14 protein-coding genes and 3 pseudogenes are annotated in these 14,904 nt (G+C 58.7%); 6 read left to right on the top strand and 11 right to left on the bottom strand.

The genetic code is table 11. The features are described 5' to 3' along the window. The first annotated feature begins 6 nt into the window (after nt 1-6). The 4 genes from J1C56_RS23690 (at nt 7) to queC (ending at nt 2,432) form a co-directional block, all read left to right on the top strand. A complete protein-coding gene (locus tag J1C56_RS23690) occupies nt 7-468 on the top strand; it encodes an iron-sulfur cluster assembly scaffold protein (protein WP_214392473.1) in 462 nt (153 codons plus the stop codon). A gap of 236 nt (nt 469-704) precedes the next feature. Beyond that, on the top strand, nt 705-1,340 hold the full coding sequence (queE, locus tag J1C56_RS23685) for a 7-carboxy-7-deazaguanine synthase (protein WP_214392472.1): 636 nt from the start codon (nt 705-707) through the stop codon (nt 1,338-1,340). After that, complete coding sequence (queD, locus tag J1C56_RS23680) at nt 1,337-1,690, top strand: 6-carboxytetrahydropterin synthase QueD (protein ID WP_214392471.1); 354 nt, start codon at nt 1,337-1,339, stop codon at nt 1,688-1,690. Before queE ends, queD begins: the two co-directional genes overlap by 4 nt. A 4-nt stretch (nt 1,691-1,694) precedes the next feature. Beyond that, nucleotides 1,695-2,432, top strand: a complete 738-nt coding sequence (gene queC, locus J1C56_RS23675) for a 7-cyano-7-deazaguanine synthase QueC (RefSeq protein ID WP_199201525.1) — start codon at nt 1,695-1,697, stop codon at nt 2,430-2,432. 697 nt (nt 2,433-3,129) lie between these two features. On the opposite strand, the gene J1C56_RS23670 is transcribed toward queC, so the two are convergent. Beyond that, the gene (locus J1C56_RS23670) at nt 3,130-3,357 is read right to left on the bottom strand and encodes a hypothetical protein (protein ID WP_214392470.1); all 228 of its coding nucleotides are present in this window, start codon (nt 3,355-3,357) and stop codon (nt 3,130-3,132) included. Between the two features lie 106 nt (nt 3,358-3,463). Between J1C56_RS23670 and J1C56_RS23665 the strand changes: the two genes are divergently transcribed. Beyond that, nucleotides 3,464-4,504, top strand: a complete 1,041-nt coding sequence (locus J1C56_RS23665; RefSeq protein WP_214392469.1) for a LacI family DNA-binding transcriptional regulator — start codon at nt 3,464-3,466, stop codon at nt 4,502-4,504. Between the two features lie 160 nt (nt 4,505-4,664). On the opposite strand, the gene J1C56_RS23660 is transcribed toward J1C56_RS23665, so the two are convergent. The 3 genes and pseudogenes from J1C56_RS23660 to J1C56_RS23650 all read right to left on the bottom strand — a co-directional run. After that, nucleotides 4,665-4,961 (bottom strand): helix-turn-helix domain-containing protein, encoded by a 297-nt coding sequence (locus tag J1C56_RS23660; RefSeq protein WP_214392468.1) that lies wholly within the window; start codon nt 4,959-4,961, stop codon nt 4,665-4,667. A 62-nt stretch (nt 4,962-5,023) separates the two neighbouring features. Then, a complete protein-coding gene (locus tag J1C56_RS23655) occupies nt 5,024-5,272 on the bottom strand; it encodes a type II toxin-antitoxin system RelE/ParE family toxin (RefSeq protein ID WP_246591849.1) in 249 nt (82 codons plus the stop codon). A 354-nt stretch (nt 5,273-5,626) separates the two neighbouring features. After that, a pseudogene (locus J1C56_RS23650) lies at nt 5,627-5,713 on the bottom strand (ATP-binding protein); the annotation flags it as partial. Between the two features lie 488 nt (nt 5,714-6,201). Between J1C56_RS23650 and J1C56_RS23645 the strand changes: the two are divergent. Continuing rightward, on the top strand, nt 6,202-6,474 hold the full coding sequence (locus J1C56_RS23645) for a hypothetical protein (protein WP_214392467.1): 273 nt from the start codon (nt 6,202-6,204) through the stop codon (nt 6,472-6,474). A gap of 288 nt (nt 6,475-6,762) precedes the next feature. On the opposite strand, the gene J1C56_RS23640 is transcribed toward J1C56_RS23645, so the two are convergent. From J1C56_RS23640 to J1C56_RS23610, 7 genes and pseudogenes are all read right to left on the bottom strand, one after another. Further along, a complete protein-coding gene (locus J1C56_RS23640; RefSeq protein ID WP_214392466.1) occupies nt 6,763-7,776 on the bottom strand; it encodes a 1-aminocyclopropane-1-carboxylate deaminase in 1,014 nt (337 codons plus the stop codon). Between the two features lie 1,318 nt (nt 7,777-9,094). After that, nucleotides 9,095-9,415 (bottom strand): exopolysaccharide production repressor protein, encoded by a 321-nt coding sequence (locus tag J1C56_RS23635; RefSeq protein WP_172374730.1) that lies wholly within the window; start codon nt 9,413-9,415, stop codon nt 9,095-9,097. Nucleotides 9,416-9,452: 37 nt separating this feature from the next. Beyond that, nucleotides 9,453-9,770, bottom strand: coding sequence for a ferredoxin III, nif-specific (gene fdxB / locus J1C56_RS23630; RefSeq protein ID WP_202296272.1), 318 nt, complete (start codon nt 9,768-9,770; stop codon nt 9,453-9,455). After that, on the bottom strand, nt 9,767-9,970 hold the full coding sequence (locus tag J1C56_RS23625; protein WP_027033222.1) for a CCE_0567 family metalloprotein: 204 nt from the start codon (nt 9,968-9,970) through the stop codon (nt 9,767-9,769). The genes fdxB and J1C56_RS23625 overlap by 4 nt, the downstream gene beginning before the upstream one ends. A gap of 25 nt (nt 9,971-9,995) precedes the next feature. Beyond that, nucleotides 9,996-10,460, bottom strand: a pseudogene (locus J1C56_RS23620) (DUF269 domain-containing protein). A 1,127-nt stretch (nt 10,461-11,587) separates the two neighbouring features. Continuing rightward, on the bottom strand, nt 11,588-13,588 hold the full coding sequence (locus J1C56_RS23615; RefSeq protein WP_214392465.1) for a class I tRNA ligase family protein: 2,001 nt from the start codon (nt 13,586-13,588) through the stop codon (nt 11,588-11,590). Nucleotides 13,589-13,913: 325 nt separating this feature from the next. Next, nucleotides 13,914-14,694: pseudogene (locus J1C56_RS23610) on the bottom strand (phytanoyl-CoA dioxygenase family protein). Nucleotides 14,695-14,904: the final 210 nt, after the last annotated feature.

Below are 14,904 nucleotides of genomic sequence, written 5' to 3'. Positions count from 1 at the left end.
GCGCCCATGCGGGACGACACCGACAACATATACTTCTTCAGCGACAAGCTCTATTTCATCAACCCGAAAAATGTCGGCGCTTTGGACACCCCCAATGCGGCCGGTGAGGTCGGCGCCGTCGCCTGCGGCGATGGACTTAAATTGATGATGGGTTTCGATCCTAAGACGCAGACGATCACCGCCGCAACGTTCCAGACCTTCGGCCGCGGCTCGGCCATAACCGCTTCCTCGGCGTTTACCGAATTCATCGTCGGCAAGACCATCGATGAAGCCCTTCAGATCACCGATCAGGACATAGCGGATTTTCTCGGCTCCCTGCCGCCGCACATGACATCCTCATCGCTCGACCGCCTCATCCTGGAGCGTGGCTTGCGGCTGATGAGCGAGTTCTTCCGTGCGGTTAGGAAGGCTTTCGAGGAGACACCAGGATTCTCACGCCTCGTGCTCGTCAAGGCATCCTCGCGATGAGCGGCGAGATCGAGGCGTTTCTCTTGGTGATAGGCTTCGAGGAGCGAGAGGCCCTTCCCCGCAGTCTCCACCCGCTGAAACCTAGTTCTGCGTGGAGTTCGAGCGAGTGGGTTTGCGGTATCGAGCCTCGACGGTGGAACGCGCAGCAAAACGTGCAGTGGGACATTTCCCACCTTTTGCCGCGTCTCGTAAGCCAGCAGAGATGCTCCCTTGCTCACTCGAAGGCCGCTTAAGCAATGTCATATGCGGTCAAGGAAATTTTCTACACCCTTCAAGGTGAAGGACGAAATGCCGGGCGGGCCGCCGTATTTTGTCGTTTCGCCCGCTGTAACCTTTGGTCGGGACGTGAAGGCGACCGGGCAAAAGCATTCTGCGGATTTTGCGACACCGATTTCGTTGGGGTAGATGGCCCCGGTGGCGGACATTTTGACACCGCACGGCAGCTTGCGCTGGCGGTCGAACAAGCCTGGCGCGGGTCGGGAACTGGGCAGAGTCTTGTCGTGCTCACCGGAGGGGAACCCCTCCTCCAGATCGATGAAGAACTCCTGGAAGCGCTGCATTCCTTGGCGTTTGAAATTGCCGTGGAGACCAATGGTACCATCCCCACACCCGCCGGCATCGACTGGCTGTGCGTCAGTCCGAAATGCAATGCACGCCTCGTGGTCATGGCAGGGGACGAGCTAAAGCTTGTATATCCTCAGATTGGCGCGGAGCCCGAACATTTCGAAGTTCTCGCGTTTGAGCACCTTTTGCTTCAGCCGATGGATGGGCCCGAGCGCGAGGCGAATACGGCCGCCGCAGTGGCCTATTGTCTTGCCAACCCACGTTGGCGCTTGAGCCTTCAAACCCACAAGTTTCTCGGAATCCCATGAAGATTACGCAAGCTTTCACCTTCGAGGCAGCGCACTGTCTTCCGCGGGTGCCAGAAACCCACCGCTGTCACCGCATACATGGCCATTCCTACCGTGTGGAACTGCGTCTGGAGGGGCCCGTCGATCCAGATACGGGCTTTGTCATCGATTTCTTCGATGTCGAGGCTGTGTTCGGACCGCTTCTGCAACGTCTCGACCATCAGTATCTGAATGAGATTGATGGTCTTGACAATCCGACCGCGGAAAACATTGCGGTCTGGATCTGGAACCAAACCAAGCCGCTTCTTGGCCAAATGTGCTCGGTAACGGTCTATGAGACGCCGCTGTGCTGGGCTGAATACGAGGGTTGACCCGATGCAACGAGATCCGGGAACCGCACTCGTCCTTTTCTCCGGCGGCCAGGATTCGACAACCTGCCTGGCTTGGGCGCTCGAGAACTTCGAGTGCGTCGAGACAATCGGCTTCGACTATGGGCAGCGGCACCGGATCGAGCTCGATGTGCGGCCCTACCTGCTCGGGCGCATTCGAACAGACTTTCCGGCCTGGCGTGGGCGACTAGGCGAGGACCACATGATCGACATGGCCGTGCTCGGTCAAATCAGTGATACCGCGCTCACGCGCGACGTCGAGATCGCACTGAACGCGAACGGTATAACAAATACCTTCGTGCCTGGCCGCAACCTTCTGTTCCTCGGCTTTGCGGCCGCGATGGCTTACCGGATGGGCGCGAAACACCTCGTGATCGGCGTGTCCGAGACGGATCGTTTCAGCTACCCGGACTGTCGGGATGACGCAGTCAAAGCAATGCAACTCGCCCTGAACCTTGGAATGGAGACGCGTTTTGTCATTCACACACCCCTCATACGGCGCGACAAGGCGCAGACCTGGGCGCTGGCGGATTTGCTGGGCGGCGAGGCGCTGGTGAAGCTCATCTGCGAGGGAAGCCACACCTGCTATAGCGGAGACCGCGAACATAGACATAGCTGGGGTTTCGGTTGCGGGACCTGCGTCGAGTGTAATCTTCGCGCAGCAGGATGGGAGCAATTCCGATCCCGCAAAGTGGCACCGGTGGCCGCCCATGAAATGACGTGAGCGCCCAGATCCAGGCCGACGGTGGCAACCTGTTCCATAGATCGTTTCCTTCTCTTTGTGGTGTTCAGCACGACCAGGGTAGGCGCCTTCGATGCCGTTTCGAAGGGCTGTTCCATACCATCGACCTTGATGATCTTTGCCGTTCGCGTGGTGCTGTTTGGTAGGGGAGTTCAGCACCATAGCGAGCAGGCTGCGATTGTTATCCTTGATCCCGGTCGGATTGATCGTGGAGCGTACCGCCAAGAAAAAGGGGAGGTTGTGGTTTCGACGAGAGGCGGTTGATGCCCGAGCCTGCCCTTATCCTGGAGGATCGTCGATGCAGGTCCATAACCAGCATGGCCGCACCATTGGCATCATTGAAGTGACGAATGACGACCTCATCGGCAATCGATGCCGGCGCCTGCGTAAGCCGGCACGGGCGCAGGCGCCTGCGGCGACGCGATGCGGATATCCCTCCCCTGGCCTACCTCGGCCCAATCATAGGATTCCTGATAAGCGCCTTCGATCTCGTAATGCTCCTGCGTCCAGTGAATACGCGTGCCGTCTTGATGGCGATCGTCACAGCCTCAGTGTCGAAGTTGACGAAATGATCTGCACAATCGCCGGAGACAATCGAGCAGGTAATTCAGCAAAGTCGATCTCATGTACCGTCGAATTGAAAAGGCCGCTGCCGTCATGAAGGATGCGCGCGACCGCATTAAGCGCCGGGGGCAAAGCCATCCCTATGCATCAGAATGGCGAAAGTGTTGTCGAGGTCCAGAAAGCACTGTCCGTTGACGTCAGCCAGATTGGCGCCTTCGCGTTGCAGCGCGCCGCGCGGCTTCGGATCGCACACCCGCAGCGCGCGTGGTGCCATCGGGCGGGCGGCCGCGGGCGAACAATCTTGCCGATTGGCGTCAGGCGGCGCCGAGATTTCGTGCAACATGTCAGGCCTCTCCACGAAGGATCCGGAGACCTACGCCTCTTTCGCGCAGACATGGCCTTTGCACTTGAAAGAAAGTCATTCACGAATTGCATATGAGAGGCGGCTGATGAACAGACCAACGATCGCCGATCTGGCGAAAGCCGCGGGCGTAAGTGTTTCCACCGTCAATAGGCTCTTGCACGGAACTGGCACACTGCGACCGCAGACGGCCGACCTCATCTTGAGCGCAGCGCAGCAGATCGGCTTCCGCAGTTCGGGGCCGCTGCACGAACGCAGGCGGGACAATCTCCCGCATCGGCACTTGAGCTTTCTCATGCAGCAATCGCACCGGCCGCTCTGCCGGATCTGGGCCGAGGCGCTTCTAGGTGCCTGCGCGCGACGCACAGATGCGGTTATTGAGCCCGACATGCTCTTCCAGGACGACCCTTCCCCAGAAGCGGTCGCTGCCAATCTGCTCAAGATGGGCGGAAGCGCCGATGCAATCGCGGTGATCTCGGCCGATCACCCGCTCGTCGGCCAGGCGATTGATGAGTTGCGCGTCAAGGGCGTTCCGGTGATCGCCTACGTCACCGACCTGTCCGCCGCCAGCCGGGCCGGCTTTGTGGGGACCGACAACTGGAAGGCCGGCCGCACCGCAGCATGGTTTATCAGCCAGACGTCCGGTCGGCCCGGCAAGGTCTTTCCTCTCATCGGCAGCAACCGTTATCAGTTCCAAGACATCTCGGATGCGAGCTTTCGCTCCTATATGCGCGAGCACGCGCCCGAGTTCCACGTCAGCGAAACCCTGCTGACCCATGAGGCGCCGAAGAACGCCTATGCAATCGTTCGCAGGCTGATAGCGGAGGAGCCGGAGCTCCGGGGCATCTTCGTTAATGGCGGCGGCATTTCCGGCGTCCTGCGTGCTATGCGCGAGCTCGCTGCGGAGCAGCAGTGCAAAATCCGGGTCGTCTGCCGAGACATCGGGCCCGAGACACGCAAGGGATTGAGCGAAGGCTTGATTACTGCTTCCTTGTGCCATCCCGTCGACAGGATGCCTGAAGAACTCATCGACGTAATGCTGCGCATGATCGAACGTACGGACACACGGCTAATCGAACAGCGGATCGTTCCGTTCGAGATCCTCACGCCAGAGAGCATTTGGACTTAAGAATCGGAAGAGCCATCGTCGTCCGGATAAAACTGGGGCGCAAGGGCAGTTCGGCACTCATGGTCCTCGTATCCACCGAAATAGGCCAGAGGACGAGGAGATGGAAATCTCCGAGGAAGCCTATCTTGTCGAGAGCTGGACCCCACGCTTCCGCCAATGATTAGGCTGCATCGGCCGTCGGCGCCGATTTGCGCGGCTTGTGGCGCACCACAACGTCCACCTTATAAGCGCGTCGATCGAGGCAGCGCATCGGGCGATCTATAGAGAACTTGCCCTGTTCGCCCATGACTACGGCGGATATGTCGGGCTGTTTCATAGCAAGCAATTGCGCTGATTTGGCTTGAGTGAGGCGCCGACGCATAATGATGGCGCGGATCTCACGGGCGAGCTTGGCTTTCCGCAATTCCTCTTCGGAATTGTCAAAGCCCAAATCCGCAAATACGTTGCCGCTGGTCATTTCGCCGGTGATTCTTCAGTCATGACTGTGTTCCTTTCCGATAGTTTTCGCGATCGTGCGTCTCAGCCACCTTCAATCGCTGTAACGAGGTCGACTTCGCACTTGGGCGTGTCCCTGCCCTTCTTCTGCAAGCAAAGATGCAGATCACACCAGCGAAGCGGCATGGACGGGCGATAAGTATCCCTGTCTAAGTCGTCGACCACCGCAAGGATTCGGCCGCCAAATCCCTTGAGGGCTTTGACCGCCAGATGCTGCTCGCCATTTTGGGCATCGTTGATTGCAACACCCATGACGATGCAGACATCGACCAATCTCACTCCGCTCAGCCACTGAAAGAAAGATCCGGGTCAAACAGCCGTTTTCGCCAAGTGATCATATTTCCTATGAACGCATTTTGGACTGCACGGACCGTTCCAGCTCGGCGCAAAACCCTCCCAGATACTCGTCAATCGCGCTCTGCAAATGCACCCAATAGAGCACTTTGGCGGTGCTACATCGATAATGAGCCCAGTTTTGCTTTTTTTGAGAAGATGTCCCTCTTGCTTGGCCGCAGCGAATATCCCAGTAAAAATTGGCGGCAGCGCATCGCGTTTAGCGCTCGCCGGGCGGAGCTGGTCCGGGTTGCGAAGCCCGGCGAGCGCGGATCGTCTTGGGCCATGTGGTGATCAGGTGCGGTTCTTGGAGCGCCAGGATTCATGTCCGATTTCGATGATCTCGCAATGATGCGTGAGAGGATCGAGCAGTGCGGTCGTTGTTCCGTCGAAGTAGCCGCGCCTGCTGTCGCGGATGAGCGCCCGGGCGATGGCAATGGCCAGATGCGACTTCCCTTTCCGGGCCACCAATCAACACGCCATTGGACAAATGCCATCAAGGGCATCTCCGCTGGCCGGCGAACAACGCAGGCTTGATGACGTGATCGCAGCCCTCCCCGAGGAGCGTCGGGAGCGTGTCGACGCACGTTTCGAAGAGTTAAAGGACGGAGGTCGAACGGCGAGCTGCGCCGTGCGGCTGGGAAGCCCCAGGCGGAGATTGCCTTGTCCCTCAAGATCAACCAGCCCTCTGTCTCGAAGATCGAGCAACAGGCCGATATGTATCTGTCGACACCTAGAGCTACGTAGAGGCGATCGGGGGACAACTCAACCTCATCGTCGCCTCGCCGCGCGCGCCCCTCCGTATAGAGCGGCTCAGCTACGTCGTAGCCCCCAAACCCCCTCCGCACGTAGTGCTAAAAGAGCGCGAGGTGGACGACCCGCCCGAAGGCAACGCGCCGGCTGAATGCGCCGTTTCGGTCAAAATTGCCGAAGGAACGACAGTCTCGTCGACGCTCGCAATAGGTATGAGCAAGCCCTCGTTAAGCCGGATACCGACTGCCCGCTGTCACGTCGCGGGGGACGCCTCTCCCTCACCCATGCTGGCCCAGTTCACCGCCGCGCTGGGGGTGTCCGGCGATGTGCTCGCCGACGACGACCCGCTCGAGCACGCTTGGTCACAGCTTCCAAACCTGCTCAAGTAGATACCTCCGCGCCTGCGCGACATCTTCGGTAGCTTACAATTTATCAAATTTACGGCGATTATCGCGGCCCCGCAAAATGACAAGAAAGTCAAACGGCCATGTCTTCTCCCTTCTTATGCGGCTCCGGGACACATTGAGCACAGGCAAATGCTGCCAAGCATGCCAGCACCACGACCCCACGTCGTGGCGGCAGTTAACAGCTGCCCGCTGAAGTTTGCCAACGGGCCTTCGGTCAAACTTGGCGCAGCGCTGTTACGGCAGGCACAGCACGTGGAGGTCTGTCGAGCATCAGCCATTGCGAAAGGTGTAGCCATAACCGTTGATGGCCGGCGCGCCGCCGAGATGCGCGTAGAGAATCCTCGAGCCCTCTGGAAAAAAGCCTTTCTGGACGAGGTCAATCATCCCTTGCATCGATTTGCCCTCATAGACGGGATCGGTAATCATACCCTCGAGCCGCGCACACAGACGGATCGCCTCCTTGGTTTGCTCGGATGGAATGCCGTACCGCGGGTGCGCGTAGTCCTCGAGCAACACCACGTCATCCTCGGCAAGTTCCGATCCGAGCTCGACGAGGGTCGCTGTATGTCGGGCAATGCTAAGCACCTGCGCCTTGGTCTTGGCCGGGGTCGCAGAGGCATCGATACCGATCACGTTGCGCTGCCGACCGTCCTTGGCGAATCCGACGAGCATGCCGGCATGCGTTGAACCGGTGACCGTGCAAACGACCATGTAATCGAAGGCAAACCCAAGCTGTTCCTCCTGGGCGCGCACTTCCTCCGCGAACCCCACATAGCCGAGGCCTCCATTCGGGTGAACAGACGCCCCGGCCGGTATCGCATAGGGCCTGCCGCCCCTTGCCTTGACCTCATAGAGCGCTTTTTCCCAGCTGCGGCGGATACCGATGTCAAAGCCATCGTCGACCAGACGTACCTCTGCGCCCAAGATGCGGCTCAAGAGAATGTTGCCGACCCGGTCGTAGACGACATCCTCATGTGGAACCCAGCTCTCCTGGACCAGGAGACATTTCATGCCGATCTTGGCGGCAACGGCGGCGACCATCCGCGTATGGTTGGACTGCACGCCGCCGACGGTGACAAGGGTATCGGCATCTGACGCGATCGCGTCGGGGATGATATATTCGAGCTTGCGCAGCTTGTTGCCGCCGAACGCCAGACCGGAGTTGCAGTCCTCGCGTTTGGCGTAGATTTCGACCTTGCCACCCAGATGCTTGCCGAGCCGGTCGAGCTTCTCGATGGGTGTGGGTCCAAAGGTGAGCGGGTAACGCTCGAATTTTTCCAGCATATTCTCTCCGGCGATGACCATTCAGCTGAAATAGCCACGCAAAACTCGTTCCATAAGCGCTGCTTGGATTGGTCGGCCGCGCTCTCCGACCACCCATCAGAGCTTTGGGGATTTCCAGCGCTCTCCTTGCGATTCAAACGAAGCGATCCACATGTCGGCATGCTGCGATGAGGCGACCATCGCCTAGGAAACCTACGACGACACGCGGTCGGCATCTGCGTTTTTGCTAGCTTTGCAAGTGCAGCCAGACCGCCAAACCAACAGACTTCGATAAAAACGCAGTGGCTCTTGTTTGCGATTGGACCGGCAGGAACCGCACAGTTGCCGAGCCGAATTCCGCGAGGCGATTTTTGTGGCGCTCAACGCCTCACAGAAGTTTCAGCTGCTGGATCGAAGTGCTCGTCTACCTGATCGAAACGGGTGCCAATGCCCTCGAAGGGCTGGCCTCGCTGCGGCCGTAAGTCGTCGGATTGTAGTTGACGAGCGTGTCGGTCCTAGCGGTATCCAGCAACTGATTGTAATCTGTGTCGGTGTTGCGGACGTGAACTTGCTGCTGTTCTGAACGCGAGTCGTCTGAAAGGCATGCCCGGCAGAGACGGAGCTCCCTGCCGGGCCGGGTTCGCCTTGGGAGGTGGCGTAAGCTAGCGACTTTCGTGGCGGTGGGACCACTCAATCCGTGCGTTTTGCGCAATAACGAGCATGTACCGTGCCAAGCCAAAAAGCATTTAAAAAACACCCAAGAGTCAGCTTCCTCGACGTTGCATACCCCACATTGTCGGTTATCGGACAATGCCGAACGTGCCTCTCGGCATCGACCTACGCCTGAATCCGAGCGCCCCCGCAAGGTCGTTCGCTGCCATTTCGACCTGGCGAACTGGTGGTGACCGGGTTTTAGCTCCGACGTTCTCCGGCTGACGGACAGGGCGGATGTCGCTTTTAAAAGAGGAAATGTCTGTACCTTCAATTCAAGAGGGCAAGCGGCCACGAGAGACGGCGCGGCGAATGGGTCGCGCAGATGATCGCGAGGATCAACCCATCCGGCAAACGCGCAAAACCGCAGCCTGATCAGTGTCCACCCCTAGGGCGCTCTCCAACCGGGGGTCAAAATTGGACGCCGATTCCCCGCCTCAGGTGTCAAAATCGCACGCCGAAACACAGGACCGTCATCGGCGAATCCGCCCGGAGAACCGAAACTGCATTCCCCTGGGCGGTAGAACGATGAGAATGCCGTCGCCTTCGACCTTACCAGGGAACCATGGCCTGAATAATCAAACTTGAACAAAGGGATGACTCTGAGCTCTGATCTTGTTACGGCGCCTCAAGGGAGGAGCAGCGATATGCCGAGCGTTTGATTGCGCTGGGGCACATCTTGAGTTTCATTCCTATGCTCATCGTCGCGCGACTGGTACCGAACTTCCTGGGACCTATCGAAAAGCTCAGCCCCTTGCCCGGCTTTGCCAGCGCAGCTCGATCGCCAAATCAGAAAGAGGACACTTGCGAAATAGCCCAGCTGAAGAAGTAGCGAACAGCCCAGCGTCGTGACGACTGCTAGACGGAACGAATGCGAGGCGAAGTAAACCGTCACAGCGTTGCCGCACAGGACTAGCCCGAGGAGCCGACAAAAGATGATGAAGCGCATGGCGTTCTCCTGATTTTGTCTCGTCAAATCATGCAGCTCATGCTGCGATCTGGTCGGCCGCGAGATGGGTCTGGCAGTTCTTTGGGCAGACGCGGCCGCAGGCTCCGCAGCCAATGCAGCGGCCGGCATGGTCGACAACCATGATCATACGATTGAGCTCACCGTCGAAATCGTCGTCATCGGCGTCGCAGGCGCCGAGGATTTCACCCGCGTCATCGACGCCGTAAAGATGCATGACCTCGCGCGAGCAGACTTTGAAGCAGCGGCCGCAGCCGATACAGATCTTGCCATCGATAGCGATCAGATATTCAGGCACCCATATGGAGCCGTCGCGGCTGATGAATTTGCTCCTCATCGCAAAGTCTTCATTTTGGCAAGCTCTCTCCTGGCACCATCCAACTCGGCATAAACGGCATGCGTTTTCTCGGCGACTTCCTCTATCTCAATCCATTTGACCGGGAGACCCTCGGCAAGGTCGCGCAAGTTCGTCTTGGCAATTGCCGCGCGCAGTTGAAGCTTTCGGACTTTCTTCGCCATCTCATCCAAGTTTGACATGATCCTTCCTCGAAAACCGGTTTCTTCACGCCCGCGCCACGTCGGGATAGGCAATAGCTGCAGTCGCATCGACCAGTTTGGCGCCGGCATCCGCGAGTTTCCGGAGGGTCTCGAAGCCGAACCGGTAGACGCCTCGACAGACCGACGAACTGCCCGGCGGTGAAAAGCACGCGTCCGAAAGCACCGGTCGGTTTGATTTCTGTTGTTGACTATGACATCACGCCTGAGCGCTCCTCGATCGCCAGCTCCACTAAGGTTTAAAACATGTCGAGCCTCCACATCGCGTCCGGATCCGGATTGCCAATGAGTGGATATTCCGGCGCAGTTCCTCGGTGATAATGAAATCGGCCAGCAGCCCGGTGTCCGATTTCCGTTGGCATGAGCCGTGGAAATCCTGAGCACGGATCAGCCGCAGGAGGCATTTGACGAACGGGCGGGCAAGGGCCTCGCCATCCTTGTTGACGGCAGGGCCAAGCGCTGCGTGAGACATTTCGTTTCCTCAATTTCAGGTCTCGTCCTCAACGGAGGATTTCTGCTTTCGGTTACGCCGACTTCGGGCTCGCTTACGCAGCCGACGTCCAGCCTGGCCAGGCCGATTCCACGTAAATGCTGCCCCTGTGGCCGACCTTGAACAGGACCTGGACTGTGACATCTTCAACGACGGGCCAAATTCGCGTCGAATATCGCGGCCGCGGCTATTCGGTTGGAAGTCTAAGGTCCGAGCCCTGACCTGGAGCGAACGATCGACCCTGTGCTCCATGGACATAGTTACTGCGGGCGCGCCGCAGAAAATGGGCGGATTGACCAGGGTTCCATTCCACTTGTCATCCCGACACCTTGCCGGGCTGAAAGTTCGTGAGAGGTTCGCCACGCAGCCAGTCGTCCACTTTGATCAGAGGAGCCGGGGACTCTCTACGCAACATGTTGTTCTCCATTCCACACCTTTCCTGACGTTTATGCGCGAGCTGGTTCTTCTCTCAGAACGGAACACACCGGTTAGGAGACCATCAAAGTCTTGCGTGTTCTCATGCGATCAGCCCTCACTCAGTATTGCCGATCTCAACCAGCAAACGTCATGCCATCGCTTTGCCCGCAGTAAATGCATGATTCTGCCTCGAAACCTTACAAGCCCAAGACGGCCGGTTGTTTTGAACCCGACATGTTTTCTGCTGCTGTCAGCTTTTGGACACGCATCATGCGTCAGACGCTTGAGGGCGAGAACGGCTTGGCTGTCTGCCCTGCGGTAATGTTGGCGTCGGCTCATCTAGCATCATTCGCCGCCGGCGATGCGCGGGCGCGCACAGCTAGGCCGACCCAGCGCCCCGAACCGCATGACCTTCTTGACCGGCTGGCTATAGGTCGGAAATTCCGCGATTCCGAGAAAGTTGGTCAGCGCAGTGCAGCCCGCTCGGCATTTGCCGCACGAATGGCAAGCGCTTGTCAACCGAGCGATCCTCCAAGGCGCGGGCCAGCGTCTCGACGATTTGTTGGTTAAGGCCGGCCAGTGTTTGTGTCTATGGTCTGGGAGTGGCCTTCGGCAGCCAGTGGCCGCGAGTAAAGCTTCGGCATCATCGGCTTTGATTGCGGCCCAAATCTGGTCGAAACTACGATGGGCTATTATGCCTCCTCTTCATTGAGTGCAGGAATGTCTGCTCTGGCGTAGAAGCCCAGCACGGGTCCGAGATCAAAGGTCGTTCCTGGCGCAAGGCGCCGGACGGACGTGGGCCATGTTTCGGTCGAGACGCCATCGATACCTCGCGCCAGCGTGCTGGCAAATCGGGGCATCAGCGGCGCGAGTGTCTGTGCCAGGATTGCAGCGGCCGTCGTCTGAAGGGCGAGCGACGTGCGGGTGCGGGCGGGATAGAGACGTCGCGCCGCCTCATAGTCTTGCGCCCGTCGGTAGACTACGCAATCGCTGACGAAATCGCAGGCCTGCGCGGCCGCGCGCCGGACCGAGAAGCCATCGTCCGAATAGACGCGTTCCATCGCCGCGCGATGGATCTCTATCCGAGCAAAGAAAGCGCGATCGGCGGGGGCCCAGTCGCCTGCGTCGGGCACACAGCCGCCAAAGTCCTGCTTGATTTCCCGGTGCAGCGCATCAAGCCAATTCAGCCAGATTCCTTGGAACACCTCGTTCTCGGTGCGGCGTAGCGCGTCCAGCGTGAAGTTCGTCCGCTCACCTTCCGGGCGTGTCAGGCCCAAATGAAGACGGACGACATCGACTGTCTTTGGGCCCAGAACCTCTTTGCCCCAGACCCCATGGCCGCGGCTGGTCGAGAACTTCTGGCCGTCGAGCAGGTAGAACTCGTTCACATGATACCGGATGCGCGGGGTCCAGTGGGAGAAGACCTCAGCATAAAGCGCCGGATAAAGCAGGGCGTGGTAGAAGGAATTATCGAAGCCGAAGAAATGGACAATCTGCCAGTCATTGCTGGGCAGGGCAGCGTTCCAGTCTCGACCGAGCGATGTAGCTAGCGCCTGGATGTTGTAAAGAAAACCAAACGCCATCTCTGGCCAGACCCAGATCACCTGCCCCGGGAGCGCCTCGGCCGGCAGGCCCCAGTCCGAGGGGTGGGTGATGGGCACGGAAAAGTCGCCACGTCGGCGTAGACGCGCGAAGAGGTCCATGATCCGAACGGGGGCGCCCGACGCCCTTATATGCCGGTCGATATTGTCGTAGCACCGTTCCAGCGCAAGTTCGGGACGGCGCACGGAGCCGACCACCGGCGCCTCGGCCGAGTGCCGCGACCGGACTGCATCTAGGTCGTGGCATAGGTTCGGTGCGCCGCATTCCTCGCAGATGTTGCCACCAGCGGAGCTGCCGCAATCGGGGCAGAGGCCGCTTACATCCGGCTCGTAAAGGTAGTCGCCTGTCACAGCATCGAAGAGCGCAGGGCTCTGGCGCAGATCTACCGCCGTGCTGCTCAGAAGACTACGGAAACACGCGGCTTGAAACTCTGCATAAGCGCTATCGCCCAAAGTCGGGAGGAAGCTGTGGACCTCACAGTCGAGAAGCGCAAGCGTGGCTCGAATCTCATGGGCGTAGTGGCGCGCCACCTTTGCGGGCGTCGATTGCTCGGCATCAGCACGCGCGGCGACGTAGCTCTGGTAATCGTCGCTTCCAGTCAGGTGATAGGCTTCGACCCCTTTCATGCGCAGGAAACGCGTGTAGACATCGGCGCCAAGATAAGGGCCAGAAAGATGCCCCAGATGCAGATCGCCATTAGGCGTCGGCGGCGTGGAGAAGACGAAGATCGGCCCGCGGGGAATCGCGACCTGTGCAGCAGCTTCGAGGGCTGCTTTGCCGTCGCGCCAGTAGACATCGACGAAGTTTAGGTTTTCGACCCCATCGTTGTGCAGCACATGCGCTTCAAAAGGATGGAACAGAACGACATCGCCGGCTGCGACCGAGATTTCCCCAAGGTCGGTCCTGACCTTGCCCGCTCCAGACAGGACCACGAAGGCCTCGATTTCGTCGTGCCGATGGGGCTCGGATGTGACGCCCGGTGCCACCTTGCCAAATGAAAACCCGGTGCCCGCGCTTCCCGTCCCAAGCGTAGCCATGTCGATACCGAACGCCCGCGACAGCTCCGATCGAGAAAACGTGGATTTCCGCATGACGGCCCTCAGCTGACGCAGTGGTATCTTCGGCTGCCAACGCAACAGCCTCTGCTGCAAGTTGCGAAGAGAGGCGGTAGCCCGACACGTTGGCCGCCTCCGTCAGAATAATCCGGCTCTGGGGCCAGGCGGGCGACGACGGGCGGCAGCGGGGCTTTAGGCGTTACAGAAGACTGCCCGGCGACACCTGCACGATCGACATAACGAAGTGTCGTAACGGACTGCGGGCGAGGTCCAGTAGCGGGCAATCAGAACGCCATGCTCTCCGCGCATTTTTAAGCCGTCGATCAGTTTCGTATGCATGGCCCCGCCTGGTTCCGTGAGCTCAATCGCGATAGAAAATGCCGTTTGGGGGCTTGAGGTTGTCGAGATCGGCCACTTTTCCCTCTGGCGGATTAAGGGCGCGCTTAAGCACGTTATATTCAGCGCGGGTCGGTCCACCGGTTGAAGCACGCTGGAACACCAAGTAGAGCGTCCGCCGAGAACGATTGCTTTTGTTCGGTTGTGAGTAGTGCGGTGCGTAATCGTCGAAGATGAAGATGTCGCCAGCCTTCCATACTATGGGTTCCCAGGAAAACATTTCGGTGACTTTAGGATCGATCACCCCGCCGGCATCCATGGGAAATATCCCCTTCTTGTGGTTGCCGGGACTGAAGAAAAGGCCGCCGTTGTCCGGGTCGGAATCGTCAATGCCTATGGCAACGATCGCATGGACCATCCGGTCGGGCAGCCTGTGTGGAATGTGATAAATGTCCTGATGCGGGCGATAACCGCCGCTATCGGGATAGTGGAAGATCAGCAACTCCTTGAGTCTGCGCGAATCTTCGCCAAGCAAATCGTCGACCGCACAGTTTATGCGCTGATCTTCTAAGAGGAGAAGACGCAATGGGTCATGGAAGTCCAGAAAATTCTCGGCCTTAGAGGTGATCTTTCGATCATCAGTCGTTTTCTCGAACCACATGAGCCATTTATCATCGCTGACATCCCCGCGTGATATGTCTTCAACAAAATTTGGAAATACTTTCCAGAGCCGCGGGATCGAAGAACCTCTCGAGCCTGACGTATCCATCTTTCTTCCACTTTTCTATTTGTGCATCGGTCAACATGCGAAAAGCCTCCTGTTGGAAAGAGTGGTTGGTCAAACATTCCGGTTAGGGGCAGTCGGGCGCTGACCACGGAGACGATACTCCACGGCATGCAGACGGCGGCGCTAAGTGCGTTCCGCTCCGGGTGGATTGCAAGGCTTTGTTGTCCCTCCTCAATGGAGAGATCGCCCAGGCCCGTAAAGGTCTGTCGATCCGGTCCGTCTGCATAGT

Origin of the sequence: Aminobacter anthyllidis, from assembly GCF_018555685.1 — a bacterium.
Taxonomy (GTDB): domain Bacteria; phylum Pseudomonadota; class Alphaproteobacteria; order Rhizobiales; family Rhizobiaceae; genus Aminobacter; species Aminobacter anthyllidis.
The sequence above is the reverse complement of the archived record's forward strand: the minus strand, read 5'-3'. Positions and strand labels throughout refer to the sequence as shown.